This window comes from Arthrobacter sp., from assembly GCF_030540645.1.
Taxonomy (GTDB): Bacteria; Actinomycetota; Actinomycetes; order Actinomycetales; family Micrococcaceae; genus Specibacter.
This window is the reverse complement of the sequence record NZ_JAUNVV010000078.1, coordinates 1-17,462: the sequence shown is the minus strand read 5'-3', so window position 1 is coordinate 17,462 and position 17,462 is coordinate 1. Positions and strand designations below refer to the sequence as shown.

Below are 17,462 nucleotides of genomic sequence, written 5' to 3'. Positions count from 1 at the left end.
CACAAAGAAGCCCGGCAGGTCATCCTACCGGGCTTCTTTGCATGTGTGCTTAGCGTCCGCGTGCTGCCTTGCGGTCAGGGCGCGCCTTGTAGGGGTCGACGCCCTTGGGGATGGGCAGCTTGGTGCCCATGGAGGAGATGCGCTTGTTGACAGCTCCAACTTCACCCTTTGTCAGCTCGTTCTTGAGCTTGCCCAACTTCTTGGTGAGCTTGGCGATCGGCACTTGGCCTTCAGCCTTGCCGGTCTCAATGACCGTGACCTTGACGTTGGGAAGAATCCTGCTCATGCGGCGGCGTTCCGCATCAACAAGGCCCTTGACTCGGTTTGAGGGGCCTTCGGTGACCAGCACAATGCCCGGCCTGCCGATGACGCGGAAAACTACATCCTGCGTGCGCGGGTTAACCGAGGCAGGCTGCTCGTTGAAGATCCAGCCCTTCTTCAATGAGCCCAAGGCAGCACCGGCGGCGCCAGCCTTGCCCTCGATCTGTGAATAGGCTGCACGCTCTGCGCGGCGCGACATGATCAACAGTGCACCCAGCAGACCCAGTGGAATGCCCATGAGCAGACCAGTGGGCCAGTTGCCCGGGAACAGCAGCAGCGTCACCAAAAGTGACAATGCGATCAGCCCGAAGAAGGCACCGAGCATCAGCCATGTGACCATGGGGTCGTAGCGGCGGGTCATCTTGAAGATGTCCACCATTTGTTTGATGCGGCTGGGCTTCTTTGTCTTTTTGGGCTTCTCCGCCTTGGGGCTGCGGGAAAAGAGGGAACGCTTGGGTTCGTCAGCGTTGTTGTGTGCGGAGTCAGTGGTTTTGGCCATAGTAATTCAATTCTAGCGGGTGTTGGACGGGAATGTTGCGTACGAACTTACCGGCCGTTGCGCTACCGTGCGGCGATGAGCGAAGCCGCTTCCTGACGCGTAGTGCCAGAATCTTCGATCCCCTCGGCAATATGAGCCAAGTGCTCAGGAATGTCCAGGCCCTTTTTGCGCATGGCCGTGGCCCACAAGCGTCCCGCCCGGTAGGAAGACCGAACGAGCGGGCCGCTCATGACGCCGAGGAAACCAATTTCCTCGGCCTCTTGGGAGAGTTCCAGGAATTCCTGCGGCTTAACCCAGCGGTCCACGGGGAGGTGGCGTTCGGAGGGACGCAGGTACTGGGTGATCGTTATCAGGTCCGTCCCGGCCTCATGCAGGTCAACCAGGGCTTGGGAGATTTCTGCACGGGTTTCACCCATGCCCAAGATCAGGTTGGACTTGGTGACCATGCCCTGGTTGCGTCCCTGGGTGATGACATCGAGGGAGCGGTCGTAGCGGAACGCCGGGCGGATGCGCTTGAAGATGCGAGGGACGGTCTCCACGTTGTGGGCGAAGACTTCGGGTTTGGAGTCACAGATGGCCGTGATGTGCTCGGGCCTGCCGGAGAAGTCGGGGATCAACAGTTCCACACCCGTGTTCGGGTTCAGTTCGTGGATCTTCCGCACGGTCTCGGCGTAGAGCCAGACGCCCTCATCTTCGAGGTCATCGCGTGCAACTCCTGTGACGGTGGCGTAGCGCAAGTTCATCTTGACGACGGACTTGGCAACCTTGGTGGGCTCGAACATGTCGATGGGTGAGGGCTTGCCGGTGTCGATCTGGCAGAAGTCGCAGCGACGGGTGCACTCGGAACCGCCAATGAGGAATGTGGCCTCACGGTCTTCCCAACATTCGAAAATGTTCGGACAGCCTGCTTCTTCGCAGACGGTGTGCAGACCCTGGCCTTTGACCAGGTTCTTCATGGCGATGTACTCGGGCCCCATGGAGACCTTCGCCTTCATCCATTCAGGCTTGCGTTCCACGGGGACCGCCGCATTACGCTGCTCGATGCGCAACAGCTTGCGTCCTTCAGGTGCCAACGTCACAGCAGTGCTCCTTCTGACTGGGCCGCTTTCACGAAACCAGTGGTTGATGCCTGTTCAGGCTGGGTCTCGGCGATCAGCGGGGCAAGGAAACGCGCAGTGGCGTCTTTGACGAGCGGCACGAGGTCTTGTGGGGAAATGTCCTTGCCGGTTTCGGCCTGCAGGGTGGTGATTCCAGCGTCCTGAATGCCACAGGCAATGATCTGTGCATACGGAGCGAGGCTGTTGTTGGCATTGATGGCAATGCCGTGCATGGTGACGCCCTCATGGACCCTGATACCGATGGCGGCAATTTTGCGATCCCCGCCGTTGCCGTCGGCCAGCAACCAAATGCCCGCCCGGCCATCCACGCGAACGCCGGCAACACCATAGTGCTCCAGCACCTCAATGATGATGTCTTCCAGGGCGTGGACGTAGGCGCGGATGCTGTGGGCATCAGCCAGGCGCACGATCGGATACATGACCAGCTGGCCGGGGCCGTGCCAGGTGAGCTTGCCACCGCGGTCAACGTTGATCACCGGTGTGCCGTCAAAGGGGCGTTCGTGGTCTTCGGTGCGTTTTCCCGCCGTGTAAACGGCCGCATGTTCCAGCAAGAGGGCAGTGTGGGGTGATTTGCCGGCAACCACATCGGCGTGGACCTGGCGTTGTTGCTCCCAAGCATCGTTGTAATCGATGAAATGAGGGGCAAATCCGACATCGCAGAACTCAAGATTCATACAGGTCACTTTAGAGGAAATTGCAACCACACCTAAATCACAATTCACATTTCATCTCATGCCTGTGGATAACTTGACGCAGGAAATCAAAAAGCGGACTACAACTGGTACATGGACAAGGTTGGAGTCGCCGCAACTACCGAACATCCGCCGCTGGTGGCCGGTTACGGGGCCGTACGCTGCTTGGGGAAGGGGGCCAATGGGAGTGTCTGGCTCCTGGCCCCGGACGACGGCGGAGCCTGCCTTGCCGCTAAAATCCTCACCGTGGGAGGGGGAGTGAGGGCGGACACAAACGAGGTTTCACCCCGTCATAATGATAGCCAGATCACACATGAGTGGAGGGTTCTGGCGCAGTTCCGGCATGACCACCTCATCCCGGTTCACGGTGTTGTACGAGATTCCCTGGGGTCACAGGTGCTTCTCATGGATCATGCGGGCGGAGGTTCACTGGAGCAAGTGGTGCGTGCCAGGGGCACCTTGGAAGTGGGGGAGGCCGTGACGGTCCTGACACCCATGGGTCAGGTGCTTGCGTTCTTGCATGCCCGGGGTGCTGTGCATGGAGATGTGTCCCCAGGAAATGTTTTGCTCAGTTCAGCCGGCAAACCACTTCTTTCTGACTTCGGGTTTGGCCGGGTCCTGGGCCAAGGCGCTGAATCGGTGGCAGGGACACCAGGCTTTTCGTGTAGTCATGACACTCACCGGGATGCAGCCGCGGACGTGTATGCACTGGCGTCCGTGGGCTGGTATGCATTGACCGGGCGGGCTGCGCCGCGCACGCGGGACAGGCTGCCATTGGGAACACTCCTTCAGGACGTTCCCCACGAGTTGGTGGCTGCCTTGGAAGCAGGGCTGAACGAGGACCCGGCACTGCGCCCTACGGCGGCCGCGTTCGCCCAAGCAGTCTTTCGCAGTGCCACCGCGCTGCCTGTGGCGCTGGGCCATGCCGTACATCCAAGCGTCCTGCCTGAACTGCTGACCCGGAAGGACGCCAAAGAGCGGCGTGGCAAGCGTGTGCCGCGTCGGCGTAGACGGTGGTGGGCGCGTCTGCCGCTGCCACGCTGGCTGCCTCTGCACGCGATACGGCTTGAGCGTGAGGGGAAGCGGATGGGGCAACTGTGGGGGAGTGAGGTAGCAACGCCGCGACGCCACATGCACGGCCACGGATCAGATGCTGGCCGCGGTGCGGGCCACGCTGCGGGCCTTCGGGTACGCGTTCGACCTCGCCGACGTGCGGCAATGCTCGCTGCTGGTGCCGCGCTGGTGCTGTGTTTGTTTGTCTTAGTGGTTCATGTTGCGCAAGGCGGAGGCTTCAGTACCCTGGCTCCACCCGGGCAGGACCAGCACTCATCCACGTTCGCTCCTGGCACGGTGGATTCAAGTGAGGCATCCTGGGTGGCAGCGTTGCCAGCGAAGATTCAAAATGGTCTGGCGCAGGAGGCAGCTCTCGAAGCGCTGCCGGCGCTGGCATGGTTGCGCTCATACGCACTGTCTTCGGCGGATAGTGACTTGTTGGAGAAAGTCAACGTACCAGGCTCCCCGGCCTGGGAAGCCGACACGGCCGTCATGGCGAGCCTACTGGAACGCGGTCACAGCTTTACCGGGCTCGAAACGAGCATTGTGCAAGCTGGGATTGTGCAAGCCGACGCCGGTGCTCCTCAAATGACCGTGCAGGCCACCGTTGCCACAAGCCCGTTTGCGGAGCTGGATGCCTCCGGGAACGTGGTTCACCAGCAGGAGACGGAACAGCAGCAGGCATTGCGCATCGTGATGTCCAAGACGGGCGGGCGGTGGATGATCGAGCAAATACTTGCCGTGGACGAACACGACGGGGCAAAAAAGTAGGCGGATTAAAGAAGTGGGTGGTGGCTGCAAGAGCAGCCACCACCCAGACCAACGACTTTGCTGGTCGCAACTGTGCAGGACTATGCCTCCAGAGTTGCCTCGAGGGTGATCTCCACACCGGCCAGCGCTGCAGAGACCGGGCAACCGGCCTTTGCTGCATCAGCGATACGGTCAAAGTCTTCCTGGCTGATGCCGGGAATCTTGGTGGCCAGGGTCAAGTGGCTTGTGGTGATGCCGGCCCCCGGGACAAAGGTCACGGCTGCGGAAGTGTTCACGTAGTCTGCGGCCTTGCCTTCTTCGCCAAGGAAGAGGCTGAACGCCATGGCGAAGCATGATGCATGGGCGGCAGCGATCAGCTCTTCCGGGCTGGTCTTGCCTTCGGCTGCTTCGGCGCGTGCCTTCCAGGTGATGTCAAAGCTGCCAATTTCCGAGCTGTCCAGGGTGACCTGTCCGGCACCTGTGGGAAGGTCGCCTACCCAGCCTGCGTGGGCGTTACGAGTTGTAGCCATGTTCACTCCTATGAATCGTAATGAGGGGCAATGTCGATCTGCTGTGCGCTAGCTCAGCACCATCTCTTCAAGCCTATGCCTTAAACGTAAAAAGACACTTTCACGTCCGGAAGCCAGGGAAATAATCCACCTGATGGAAAATGAAAGTGCCTTTTTGCGGCGGCGGAACCTCACTAAGGTAGCCGGAAAGCTGTTAGACCCAGAAGACAGCCACAGCAATGTTGATGAACGCCATGCCGCCAACAGCGTGAGCCAATCCCTTCGGTACGTCCTGGCCGTTCTTGACCTTGCGACGGCCAATGAAGGCCGCCACGACAACAACCAAGGCGATGAGAAGCTTCACGGCGATCTTGAAGTTGTTGATGCCGCCACCGCCCATTTCAGCCAGGCCAACCAGCAACAAGCCGGTGATCAGCTGCACCAGCGCGCCAATCCACTGCCACTGGGTGACGGTGGGCGTTTTGAAGGCGGCGAGCCAGCCGCCCACGATCGCGGCTGCACCAAGAATATGTAGAAATATGAGCACTAAGCGTAAAAAGTCCATTGCGCCAGCTTACGCAACTTGGTGACACAGTGTCTAAATGGGGTTGCGTATTGTGGCACAAATAACAGTGGAGCAAAAAAACGACGACGGCTGCTGACTTGATTGCTCAAGCCACCAGCCGCCGTCGAACGTTCACTGAATCAGCGAACCGGGATTATTACAGGCCCAGGTCTGCCTCGAACGCGCCCTCTTCCAAGCGGGCCTTCAAGGTCTGCAGGAAGCGGCCGGCGTCCGCGCCGTCCACCAGGCGGTGGTCGTACGTCAGGCACAGGTACATCATGTGGCGGATGGCGATGGTGTCGCCCCCGTCAGCGTCGGCCACAACCATGGGGCGCTTGACGATCGCACCGGTGCCCAGGATGGCAACGTTGGGCTGGTTGATGATGGGAGTGTCGAACAGGGCGCCGACGCTTCCAATGTTGGTGATGGAGAACGTGCCGCCGGAGAGCTCATCCGGACCGATCTTGCCGCTGCGTGTGCGGGCAGCAACATCGGCGATCTTCGTAGCCAAGCCAGCCAGGTTCAGATCTCCTGCATTGGCCACGACAGGGACCAGCAGGCCCTTGTCAGTGTCCACGGCAAAGGCCAGGTGCTCGGCATTGTGATACGTGATCTGCTGAGTTTCCTCGTTGTACTCACCATTGACGGACGGGTGCTGCTTCAGCGCCTCCGCCACGGCCTTGGCGATGAACGGCAAGTACGTCAGCTTGGCGCCATTGGTTGCCGCGAAGGCATCCTTGGCACGGCCACGCAGCTTCACAACGCGGGTCATGTCGATCTCGTGCACCTGCGTGAGCTGCGTGGAGGCTTCCAGCGACTCGCGCATGCGACGGGCGATGACCTGGCGGATCCGCGGTGCCTTGACCGTGGTGCCGCGCAGGGAGGACGGTACGACGGTGGAAGCCGACTTGGCTGCCGGAGCCGAGGCTGCAGGGGCTGCCGGAGCGGCTGCCTTGGCTGCCTCTGCGGCGGCGACTACATCCTGCTTGCGGATGCGTCCGCCAACACCGGTGCCGGTCACGGAGGAGATGTCAACGCCGTGCTGGTTCGCGAGCTTGCGGACCAGCGGGGTCACGTAGTTTGACTCCGAGCCGGAAGCTGCTGCAGCCGGTGCGGGGGCTGCCGGAGCTGCAGCCGGCGCTGCCGCTGTTGCCGGAGCGGGTGCTGCCGCCGGTGCGGGTGCTGCCGCCGGTGCTGCCGGAGTAGCGGCCGGGGCTGCTGCTGCAGCTTCGGAGCCGATCAACGCCAAGACGCCGCCAACTTCTGCCGTCTCGTCTTCAGCGACGCGGATTTCCAGCAGGACTCCGGCCACGGGGGACGGGATCTCGGTGTCAACCTTGTCGGTGGAAACTTCCAGGAGCGGCTCGTCAACCTCAACTGTGTCGCCCACGGACTTGAGCCAGCGCGTGACGGTGCCTTCGGTGACTGATTCGCCCAGAGCAGGCAAAATCAGTTCGTGGGCGTCGCCAGCCGGTGCGGCTTCCGCTGCTGCCGGTGCGGCGGCGGGCGCTGCGGGAGCCTGTGCCGGAGCAGCTGCCGGGGCCGGTGCTTCTGCGGGCGCCGCGGGAGCCGCTGCGGGGGCATCTTCGCCGGAACCGATGCGGCACAGGGGGGCACCCACTTCGGCGGTCTCATCCTCGGGTACAAGGATTTCTTCCAGGATGCCAGCGAAGGGTGACGGGATTTCGGTGTCAACCTTGTCGGTGGAAACTTCCAGCAAGGGCTCGTCGACTTCGACGCGGTCCCCAACCTGCTTCAACCATCGTGTGACGGTACCTTCGGTGACGCTTTCACCCAAGGCGGGCAAGTTCACGGATTCAGACATTTCGTCCCCGTTCTCCTTCTTGTGCGGTGCACATTGGCGCATCGCTACGAAATTCTATGAATTATGTAATGTTTTGTAGCTTAGTGCACCCGGCGCGGGCGCCGGGTGCACTAAGTAAAGATTCTTGCTAGCCGTGGAGCGGGCGTCCGGCCAAGGCCATTGCTGCTTCGCCCAGGGCTTCGTTCTGTGTGGGGTGGGCGTGGATGAGGCCTGCGATGTCCTCGGGGTAGGCTTCCCAGTTCACGATGAGCTGGGCTTCACCGATCTGCTCGCCGATGTGCGTGCCGATCATGTGCACACCCACAACAGGGCCATCCTTTTCACGGACGAACTTGATGATGCCGCCGGTGCCGATGATGGCGCTCTTGCCGTTGCCGGCCAGGTTGTATTCGGTTGACTCGACGTTGGCGTCGCCAAATTTTTCCTTGGCCTGCTTTTCGTTCAAGCCGACGGAAGCAATCTCCGGGTCGCAGTACGTGACCTTGGGGATGTTGATGTCTTCCACGATGACCGGGTTCATGCCGGCAATTTCCTCGGCTACGAAGATGCCCTGCTGGAAACCGCGGTGTGCAAGCTGGATGCCGGGGACAATGTCGCCCACGGCGTAGATGTTGCCAACGCCGGTGTGCAAGCGCTCATTGGTGATGACGAAGCCGCGGTCAATGGTGACGCCGGCTTCTTCAAAGCCCAAGCCTGCGGTGGACGGGCCGCGGCCCACGGCCACAAGCATGAGGTCTGCTTCAAACGTCTTGCCGTCAACCAAGGTGGCCTTGACGCCGTCGTTGTTCTGCTCCACGCCCTGGAAGAAGGTGCCGGTGTTGAACTTGATGCCACGCTTGCGGAATGTGCGCTCAAGCACCTTGATGATGGAGGCATCTTCGTTGGGAACCAATGAAGCCATGCCTTCGATGATGGTGACGTCGACGCCGAAGGACTTCCACACTGAAGCGAATTCGACGCCGATCACACCTCCACCCAGGACAATGGCGCTCTTGGGAAGCTCGGTCATGCCCAGTGCTTCGTCGGAGGTGATGACCTTGCCGCCGATTTCCAGGCCGGGCAGGCTGCGGGAGTAGGAACCGGTGGCCAGAACAAGGTTCTTGCCCGTGTAGTTCACACCGTTCACGGTGACGGTATTGGCTGCGGTGAGGCGGCCTTCGCCTTCGATGACGGTGATGCCCTTGCCCTTGATGAGACCCTGAAGTCCCTTGTACTTGCCGGCAATAATGCCGTCCTTGTACTTGTTGACACCGACCAGGTCGATGCTCTCGAGCGTGCTGTTGACGCCAATGCTGGAGCCACCACGCGCAAGGTCTGCAACTTCTGCTGCGTGCAGGAGCGCCTTGGTGGGGATACAGCCGTTGTGCAGGCAGGTGCCGCCCAACTTGCCCTTCTCCACCAGACCAACGGTCATGCCCAGTTGGACCGCGCGCAGCGCTGTAGCGTAACCGCCACTGCCACCGCCGAGAACCAAAATATCGAATTCTTGCCCAGCTGCCTGTTCGGCCACTTAGACGCTCCCTCGCGTTAGGTTTGCGCACCTGTTGATGGTGCGCCATGTCATCAATTATTGAGAGAAACGAGCTTTTCCATCAAGGAATTGCCGCTTCTTCCGGTCAAAGACAAATACTTTCAACGCTTACCTTACGTTAGTTGACCCATGCAACACCCACACCTTTGTCACACTAAACGTGAATGTGGTCATACTCACTTTGCCAGCCACGCCCGTGCAGGCCCGGAGCAACCGGGCCTGCACGGGGTTTGTTTGAGATCAGGCGCTGCGGGCGACCACGTCTTCCACATAAGACACCAAGGTGCGGACTGCCATTCCGGTCCCCTGTTTGGGCGTGTAGCCGTACGGAGCTCCCTCATTGAAGGCGGGTCCGGCAATGTCCATGTGCGCCCACGGGATGGTTTGGCCGTCCTTGCCCTTGCCAATGAACTCCTGCAGGAACACGGCGGCCGTCATCATGCCGCCCATGCGTTCGCCAATATTCGCCATGTCCGCAACGGTGGATTCCAGCGACGGGCGCAGTTCCTCCGGGAGCGGCATGGGCCAGAGAAGTTCGCCGGCCCTGTCCGCTGCAGCCTTCAGTGCGGCGCTGACTCCGTCATCGCCCATGACTGCTGCCGTGCGGTGCCCCAGCGCCACTACCTGCGCTCCGGTGAGCGTGGCGACGTCGATGATCACGTCGGGGAACTCCTGCGAGGCAGCGACGAGGCCGTCGGCCATGACCAGGCGGCCCTCGGCGTCGGTGTTCAGCACTTCAACGGTTTTCCCGCCAAACATGGTCAGGACGTCGGAGGGGCGGATAGCCGTGCCGGAGGGCATGTTTTCAGCGATGCACAACCAGCCTGTGACATTGACAGGCAGGCCCAGTCCGGCAACGGCCAAAACGGAGTTCAGTACGGCCGCCGCACCTGCCATGTCGCACTTCATGGTCATCATTCCGGCGCCCGGCTTGATGGAAATGCCGCCACTGTCAAAGGTGATGCCCTTGCCAACCAAGGCAAGGTCAGCCACTGCACGCTCGGATTTGTACTCCACCTTCACCATGCGCGGGGGGCGTGAGGAGCCCTGTCCAACGCCCATGATTCCGCCATAACCGTCCTTCAGGAGTCGTTTTTCGTCAAAGACCGTGACCTTGACGGGCAAGCCCTTTGACAGTTCCCTGGCAGCATCGGCGAAGGTTGCCGGATACAGCTTGCTCGGTGGTTCGTTCACCAGGGTGCGTGTGGCGTTGACGGCCTTGGCCACGACTGTGGCGCGTTCCAAGGCTGCCGCCAGTTCCGGATCCTTCGCTTGAGTGGAATGGATCGTGACCTTGGCTACCGGATCCTTCCGGCCCTTCGTGCTGGAGTGCAGGCTGGCGTATTGGTACGCGCCCAGCGCGGCACCTTCGGCCAACGCTGCAACCTGGGTGACCGTCGTCGTCGGCACGGCAAACAGCACATGCTTGATCCCGGCCAGCTGGCGGATTGCCGCACCGGCTGTGCGGCGCAGGGCCTCCTCGCTGGGGGCATCGCCCTTCACTGCCCCGATGCCGGCCAAAACCAGGATGCTGGCGCCAGTGTCCGGCAGCCCGGGCAGGCGCACCACCTGATCGGCCGCACCGGTGACGCCCAAGGCGGGCAGCGAAGCCTTGAGTGAGGCGAGGGCCGCGGCGGACAAGGGCGCATCCAACAGGACTGGTCCGTCCTCTCCCTTGCTCACGGCGATGACGAGGGCGTCGGATGAAGTCTTGGCCAGATCTGTGCCAATGACTCGGAAGCTGATGCTTTCTTTTGAACTCACGGAAATACTGTCCTCACGTTGGAATGTTGATGACGGTCATGACTGCTTCCGATCGTATCGCCAACGACGGGCGAATGTGTGAGTTGGTGGATTCGAACGTGTGCGCTCGGTGTTTGGCGGCTGTTGCCCCATCGCCTGCCTGCGGTACCGTATGAGCCATGAGCGAATTGAGCGAAGAACTCCTGCACGGACCCCTGCACCAGTGGCATGTTGACCACGGCGCGAAGATGGCTGAGTTTGGCGGCTGGTTGATGCCGCTGCAGTACGACGGCGGCGGCGTGGTTGCCGAGCACACGGCGGTGCGCACCGCGGTGGGCCTGTTTGACGTCTCGCACTTGGGCAAGGCCGAGATTCGAGGCGCGGGAGCCGTTGCCTTTGCCAACCGCTGCCTGTCCAACGACTTGGAGCGGATCCAGCCCGGCAGCGCACAGTACACGCTGGCGCTGACGGACCGTGGCACGGTCACCGATGACCTCATTGCCTACATGCGCAGCGAGGATGACCTGTTCCTGATTCCCAATGCGGCCAATACTGCCGCCGTCGTGGCAGCCCTGGAAGCTGCACGCGCTGCCGAAGGTGCCGAGCTGGAGATCACGGATCTGCACCGCAGTTTTGGCGTCTTTGCCGTTCAAGGCCCGCTGGCCAACACTGTCATGGCCGCCGTGGGGCTGCCCCAGCCCGCCGACTACATGTCATTTGTGGATGCCACCGTCAACATCAACGGCGCGGACGTTGCGCTGACGGTGTGCCGCACCGGTTACACAGGTGAGCTCGGCTACGAAGTGGTCCCTGGGTGGGATGACGCAGCCGCTGTGTGGGCGGCGCTTGCCGCTGCAGTGGAAATCGCCGGCGGCCGGGCAGCCGGACTTGGCGCCCGCGACACCCTGCGCACCGAGATGGGATATGCCCTGCATGGGCACGAACTTTCCACCGAGATCACACCGGTAGAGGCTGGCATTGGTTGGGCAGTGGGTTGGAAGAAGGCTGTATTTTGGGGCAAGGAGGTGCTCACCGCGCAGAAGGCCGACGGCGCCCCCCGCAAGTCTGTGGGGCTGCTGGCCACCGACCGCGGCGTCCCGCGAGCCGGAGTCAATGTACTTGACGCTGAAGGGAACATCGTTGGCCACACGACGTCCGGGACGTTCTCACCGACCTTGGGTAACGGCGTCGCACTTGCCCTGGTGGACCCCGCTGTTGAGCTCGGACAAGCACTGGCCCTGGACATCCGCGGACGTCGCCTGGGCGTGAATGTGGTCAAGCCCCCTTTTGTAAAGGCCAGCACCAAGGCCTGACGCACGAGGGACTGAGGAGTCGGTTTTGCACGCAGGCGGCCCTGTTGCGTGGAATGATAGGGACGCTTGCAGTGTTGTGCTGTTTAGAAACGCAAGCAGCTGAGGAAAACCATGAATGTCAACGAGTACGTCCCATTCCACGACCCCGAGTCCCTCTATGTCCTCAATGAAGAACTGCTGGCCGCGGAGGATTTGAAGGGCGCGAACCTGCTCATGTCCTTTGCGGGCTTCGCTGATGCCGGCCATGTGGTCAGCCAGATCTCTGCCGAGCTCAAGGACCAGCTGGCCGGGGAAGCCGTGGCGGTTTTTGACGTTGACCAACTCGTAGACTACCGCTCGCGCCGGCCTCGCATTACGTTCGCCGAAGACAAACTCAGCGACTACCGCGCGCCGTCGCTCGTGTTGTACCGCATGTTCGATGCCCTTGGCACCCCGTTCCTGTTCCTCACGGGACAGGAACCGGACCTGCAGTGGGAGCGTTTCAGCCGCGCCGTGCTGGGCCTGGTTGAGCGTTTTGATGTGAATCTGGTTGCATGGGTGCATTCGGTGCCGATGCCCGTCCCACATACCCGGCCCATTGGTGCCACGGTGCACGGGAACCGGCCGGATCTGATCGAGGGCATTTCAGCGTGGAAGACCACCCTGGACATCCTGGCAGCGATCGGCCATCTTCTGGAGGTCAGGTTGGACGCGGCCGGACGGAATGTGGTGGGCTATGCAATCCATGTGCCGCACTACCTCTCCGACGCCGAATACCCGCTGGCCGCCGTTGCCGGGCTTGAATACCTGGGTGCTGCCCTGTCCTTGATGCTGCCCAGTGAACGGCTGCGGGAGGCTGGACGGGCTGTTGAACGCCAAATTACGGAGCAGGTTGAAGGTTCCAGTGAAGTTGCCAGTGTGGTGACGAACCTTGAGAAGCAATACGACGAGCACACCGAAGGCACTGCACGCCGTTCACTGCTGGCCGGGGACAACGACGAGTTGCCCGACGCCGATGAACTGGGTGCTGCTGTCGAGGCATATTTGGCCAGCCGTGACGCCGGACCGCAGGACGGTGCGCAACTGTCCTAGCCTGAGCTGGCATAAACTGTGCCAGTGAACAGTAGACGTGCGTGGTTGGTGTGGGGTGTCGGTGTTTTTGCCTACCTGATTGCGGTGACACAGCGAACATCGTTCGGTGTTGCCGGGCTTGTTGCCACGGACCGCTTTGACGCGTCGGCGTCGGCCCTGTCCGCATTCACCGTCATACAGTTGGTGGTGTATGCCGGCTTGCAGATTCCCGTTGGCGTCTTGGTGGACAGGTTCGGCCCACGGGTCATGATCGCCACCGGCGCTGCGTTGATGGCCGTGGGTCAGTTGCAGCTTGCCGCCGCCACCTCCGTTCCAGCCGGTGTGGTGGGCAGGGTGTTTGTCGGGGCAGGGGACGCCATGACGTTCATTGCCGTGATCCGGCTCATCCCTTTTTGGTTCCCACCCCGCAAGGTGCCCGTGCTGACTCAGATGACTGGTCAGCTTGGTCAATTTGGCCAGCTCATCAGCATCGCCCCTTTTGCCTTTGTGCTGCACAATGCAGGGTGGAGCCCGGCGTTTGTGGGGTTGGCAGGCTTGGGTGTGCTGGCGTGCATTTTGGCGGCTTCGCTGTTGCGCAATGCGCCAGCGGGGACGATGACGCCCCTCGTTGCGACGGGGCTCAAGGACACCTGGACTGACTTAGCCACCGCTTGGCGGCAACCCGGCACTCGACTTGGCATGTGGAGCCACTTTGCGACGCAGTTTGCCGGCAACGTGTTTGTGCTGACGTGGGGCTACCCGTTCCTGGTATCCGGACAGGGTCTGAGTCCGGCAACGGCCAGCGTCTTGTTGAGCTTGTTTGTGGTGGTTGGACTTGTCTGCGGTCCGTTCTTGGGCAGTTGGGTGGGCAGGCACCCGCTGCGTCGTTCCACCCTTGTACTTGCGGTGGCTGGTATCACCATTGCCGCGTGGGCGGTCGTGTTGTTGCAGCCGGGCCCTTCGCCGCTGTGGTTACTGGTGGTGTTGGTCTTGGTTCTCGCTTTGGGCGGCCCGGCCTCGATGATCGGCTTTGACTTTGCCAGGACATTCAATCCGTCCCACAAGATTGGCACGGCCACAGGCATTGTGAATGTGGGCGGCTTCTTTGCAGCTCTGGTGACCATGTACATGATTGGCTTGATCCTTGATTTGCTGAACGGTGCGGGTTTCTCCTCCGACGGGCTCTACTCCCTGGATGCCTTCCGCGTTGCGTTCTCCTTCCAATTCCTGGTGCTGGGCATCGGGGTGGTTGCCGTAGTGCTGCTGCGGCGCAAGGTCCGAGCCAGTATGGCCGAGCTGGGGGAGCGCGTGCCGCCGTGGCGTGAAGTCGTTGCAGACAGTCGTCGCCGTCGTCTGCAATACCGCCAAGAACAACGAGAAGAACGCCAATCACGTAAACGGTAGTTAGTCTGCGCCCGTTGGCATGAGGTAGTGGGCCCTGCTGTGAAAATCTCACGACTCGAACATGCCGAAGCAGGCCCCTGTTATCCACAGATATGACGGTTTTGCCTTAACGCTCTGTTTTGCGTGCCTGTCCGGCAGCAGCCTTGAGGCATGGGAAAACAACCAGAGAAAATAAGCGTCAGTGCCGGGGAAGACCTCTTGGCCTTCATCCCCCATATTGTGGGGTACTGGCCGGAGAACAGCATTGTCTGCATTGGGATGCAGGGCAAGCGTCTTCGAGCCACTATGCGGCTGGACCTACCACCGCTGAATACCGAGGATCCAGACTATTTTGCGCAGATAGCCGCCGGACAATTGGCCAGCGACGCAGATGCCGACGGTTGTCTGCTGGCCATCTTCGGGGAACATGATTGGGTGCAGGCAAATGAGCTGCCCCATTCCGAGACCTACCGCGGTTTCCGGGAGGCCTTTGCCGCCGTCGGAATCCCTGTCAAGGACGCCTGGTACGTGGGGCCGGAATACTGGCGCAGCCTGGAATGCGTGGATGGGAGGTGCTGCCCGTGGCCGGGCAAGGGCATTGCCTCCATCAAGGAAAGTTTCGTCAATGCGGAGTTCATTTTCCGGGGAAGCATCGTCAGGGATAATCCGAAGGCACAAATTCAGCAGTTGACGGGCCTTCGAGATGCAGAGTTCGCAGCTTCAGTCACCGCCGCTGGAACAGCGCTCAAGGAAGCCCTCGCAGTGCACGGAGATGGGCAGCGGCAAATCGGCATCAGTCTCGGTACTTGGGAAAACGCCTTACAGGACTGGCCGAAAACGCCCAGTCCGGTCCTTACTTCCTACCTTTTGGCGTCCTTGGCCGACGCAACCGTTCGAGATGCGGTGATCGTGGCATTGGCGACATCACCACAGTGGTCATTGGCTGGAGCGGCTGGGCTGGGACTGCTCACACCGGAAGCAGCACAGTCAGTGGCTGGCGGAGTGGTGCTGCCGTGTGGTGATTGCAAGCATGCCGCAGAAGATGAACCCAAAAAAGAAGAAATTGTCCTGGACGAAGTACTCAAGTCCATGTCCAGAGCCGAGCTGATGCGGGCAACCCATGACTTTGGCAGGGTCCTGGTGGGCGAGATTGAGACAACAGGCATTGAGGCAACAGGCACGGTAGGGGACATTGGCGCCTTGGAGAGCTTGGTGGGCGGTGCCGAGTTGGCTGGACCGGACTGGGTACGGCTGGACCGTGCCGAACCCCTGTTGCAGTTCCTCGCGGGATCGACTGACTCTGCCGACAAAGCACCAGTGCTGTGTCTGCTCGGCTGGATCCAATGGTGCAAGGGGAGGGGTACATGGGCGGGGCACTACTTTCAGGCCTGCCTGCGTCACCATCCTGGCTACCGGTTGGCTGTCCTGCTTGATGAACTGCTAACCGTGGGACACATCGCGGAGTGCGCTAAGAACCCCGTGACGGCGTGGCACGGCTACTGTGCGGACGAAGCTGCCTGACGCGTCGGGGCTGTGATCATTATTGCAAAGGCCAACCCGCCGCTGAGGCGGGGCACGCATGAATCAGCGGGAAAACCGTGAGACACTAGAGGACAAGACCCGGTGGGGTCCATGTTGATGCATTGACAGATTTTGAGTAAGAGGGACTGGAAGAAGTTTCCAGACCGGTGGGAACAAAGCCGCCGCGCAGTGAGTTATACACTGTGACCCTCCAAGCAAATGTGATGCGCCAAGCAACATGGACTTGACAGGGTCATAGTGGTGTTGCCCGACGGTAACTCCACAGACCGCCGTAAGAAAGGTTTTCTGTGTCTGCTACTGCCAAGAGCAAAGTCTCCACAACCAAGGAGATCGAGGACCCCGCATCTTCAGCCGCCATGCCGCTGACACCCGCGCAGAAGCGCGCTGCCACGATCGCTAGGAAGAAGGCTGAGGCTGCCGCCGCCGCTGGTGAAGAAGCACCCGATGCCGCAGCGACTAAACCAGCCGCCAAGAAGGCCCCCGCCACACGACGCGGCAAAGCCAAAGAAGAGGAAGAGCCTGCAGCTGACGCTGCTGTCGAGGACGAAGATCAGGACGACGCCAAGCCGGAACGCCCCGTCGCCACAGGAACAGGCTTCGTCTACTCCGACTCGGACGATGACGACGCCCCTGTCCAGCAGGTCATGTCAGCCGGTGCAACCGCTGACCCCGTCAAGGACTACCTGAAACAAATCGGCAAGGTGGCGCTGCTCAACGCTGAACAAGAAGTGGACCTTGCCCTGCGCATCGAAGCTGGCCTGTTCGCGAAGGAAAAGCTCGACACCATCAGCGACAAGATGGACGATCAGCTCAAACGCGATCTCGAACGCATTGTGCACGACGGCGGGCGCGCCAAGAACCACCTGCTTGAGGCCAACCTGCGCCTGGTCGTGTCCTTGGCCAAGCGCTACACCGGACGCGGCATGCTCTTCCTTGACTTGATCCAGGAAGGCAACTTGGGCCTGATCCGTGCGGTTGAGAAGTTCGACTACACCAAGGGTTTCAAGTTCTCCACCTACGCCACATGGTGGATCCGTCAGGCGATCACCCGCGCCATGGCTGACCAGGCACGGACCATCCGCATCCCCGTGCACATGGTTGAAGTCATCAACAAGCTGGCACGTGTCCAGCGCCAAATGCTTCAGGACCTTGGCCGCGAACCCACACCTGAAGAGTTGGCCAAGGAATTGGACATGACTCCTGAAAAGGTAGTTGAAGTCCAGAAGTACGGCCGCGAGCCCATCTCCCTGCACACACCCCTGGGTGAAGACGGAGACTCTGAGTTCGGCGACTTGATTGAAGACTCCGAAGCTGTTGTGCCGGCCGATGCCGTGTCCTTCACCCTGTTGCAGGAACAACTGCATTCGGTATTGGATACGCTCTCCGAACGTGAAGCCGGTGTTGTCGCCATGCGCTTTGGTTTGACCGATGGACAGCCCAAGACTTTAGACGAAATTGGCAAGGTCTACGGAGTCACGCGCGAGCGCATCCGACAGATCGAATCCAAAACCATGTCCAAGCTGCGCCATCCTTCGCGATCACAGGTGCTGCGGGACTACCTGGACTAG

At 60.9% G+C, this 17,462-nt stretch carries 14 protein-coding genes; 6 read left to right on the top strand and 8 right to left on the bottom strand.

The window, feature by feature from the left end; genetic code table 11:
* Positions 1–49: 49 nt before the first annotated feature.
* The 3 genes from Q4P21_RS13140 to lipB form a co-directional block, all read right to left on the bottom strand.
* A complete protein-coding gene (locus tag Q4P21_RS13140; RefSeq protein WP_303389207.1) occupies positions 50–820 on the bottom strand; it encodes a DUF4191 domain-containing protein in 771 nt (256 codons plus the stop codon).
* A gap of 62 nt (positions 821–882) precedes the next feature.
* Positions 883–1,899 carry a lipoyl synthase gene (gene lipA / locus Q4P21_RS13135; RefSeq protein WP_303389206.1) on the bottom strand — a complete coding sequence of 339 codons (1,017 nt, stop codon included), beginning with the start codon at positions 1,897–1,899 and terminating at the stop codon, positions 883–885.
* Complete coding sequence (gene lipB / locus Q4P21_RS13130) at positions 1,896–2,633, bottom strand: lipoyl(octanoyl) transferase LipB (protein WP_303389208.1); 738 nt, start codon at positions 2,631–2,633, stop codon at positions 1,896–1,898. The genes lipA and lipB overlap by 4 nt, the downstream gene beginning before the upstream one ends.
* Positions 2,634–2,723: 90 nt before the next feature.
* Between lipB and Q4P21_RS13125 the strand changes: the two genes are divergently transcribed.
* The gene (locus Q4P21_RS13125; protein WP_303389205.1) at positions 2,724–4,454 is read left to right on the top strand and encodes a serine/threonine-protein kinase; all 1,731 of its coding nucleotides are present in this window, start codon (positions 2,724–2,726) and stop codon (positions 4,452–4,454) included.
* Positions 4,455–4,534: 80 nt separating this feature from the next.
* On the opposite strand, the gene Q4P21_RS13120 is transcribed toward Q4P21_RS13125, so the two are convergent.
* From Q4P21_RS13120 to Q4P21_RS13100, 5 genes are all read right to left on the bottom strand, one after another.
* Positions 4,535–4,963 carry an OsmC family peroxiredoxin gene (locus Q4P21_RS13120; RefSeq protein ID WP_303389204.1) on the bottom strand — a complete coding sequence of 143 codons (429 nt, stop codon included), beginning with the start codon at positions 4,961–4,963 and terminating at the stop codon, positions 4,535–4,537.
* Positions 4,964–5,156: 193 nt separating this feature from the next.
* On the bottom strand, positions 5,157–5,507 hold the full coding sequence (locus tag Q4P21_RS13115) for a hypothetical protein (protein ID WP_303389203.1): 351 nt from the start codon (positions 5,505–5,507) through the stop codon (positions 5,157–5,159).
* 157 nt (positions 5,508–5,664) lie between these two features.
* A complete protein-coding gene (sucB, locus tag Q4P21_RS13110; protein ID WP_303389202.1) occupies positions 5,665–7,332 on the bottom strand; it encodes a 2-oxoglutarate dehydrogenase, E2 component, dihydrolipoamide succinyltransferase in 1,668 nt (555 codons plus the stop codon).
* Between the two features lie 127 nt (positions 7,333–7,459).
* Positions 7,460–8,842 (bottom strand): dihydrolipoyl dehydrogenase, encoded by a 1,383-nt coding sequence (lpdA, locus tag Q4P21_RS13105; RefSeq protein ID WP_303389201.1) that lies wholly within the window; start codon positions 8,840–8,842, stop codon positions 7,460–7,462.
* Positions 8,843–9,103: 261 nt separating this feature from the next.
* Complete coding sequence (locus Q4P21_RS13100; RefSeq protein ID WP_303389200.1) at positions 9,104–10,627, bottom strand: leucyl aminopeptidase; 1,524 nt, start codon at positions 10,625–10,627, stop codon at positions 9,104–9,106.
* A 158-nt stretch (positions 10,628–10,785) separates the two neighbouring features.
* Here Q4P21_RS13100 and gcvT point away from each other — a divergent pair, with 158 nt between their 5' ends.
* The 5 genes from gcvT to Q4P21_RS13075 all read left to right on the top strand — a co-directional run bounded on the left by gcvT (position 10,786) and on the right by Q4P21_RS13075 (position 17,462).
* Complete coding sequence (gene gcvT, locus Q4P21_RS13095) at positions 10,786–11,919, top strand: glycine cleavage system aminomethyltransferase GcvT (RefSeq protein WP_303389199.1); 1,134 nt, start codon at positions 10,786–10,788, stop codon at positions 11,917–11,919.
* A gap of 111 nt (positions 11,920–12,030) precedes the next feature.
* The gene (locus tag Q4P21_RS13090) at positions 12,031–12,990 is read left to right on the top strand and encodes a proteasome assembly chaperone family protein (RefSeq protein ID WP_303389198.1); all 960 of its coding nucleotides are present in this window, start codon (positions 12,031–12,033) and stop codon (positions 12,988–12,990) included.
* A gap of 24 nt (positions 12,991–13,014) precedes the next feature.
* Positions 13,015–14,373 carry a nitrate/nitrite transporter gene (locus Q4P21_RS13085; protein WP_303389197.1) on the top strand — a complete coding sequence of 453 codons (1,359 nt, stop codon included), beginning with the start codon at positions 13,015–13,017 and terminating at the stop codon, positions 14,371–14,373.
* A 150-nt stretch (positions 14,374–14,523) separates the two neighbouring features.
* Complete coding sequence (locus Q4P21_RS13080) at positions 14,524–15,873, top strand: DUF4192 domain-containing protein (protein WP_303389196.1); 1,350 nt, start codon at positions 14,524–14,526, stop codon at positions 15,871–15,873.
* A gap of 308 nt (positions 15,874–16,181) precedes the next feature.
* Entirely contained in the window at positions 16,182–17,462 is a 1,281-nt protein-coding gene (locus Q4P21_RS13075; RefSeq protein WP_303389195.1) for an RNA polymerase sigma factor, read from the top strand.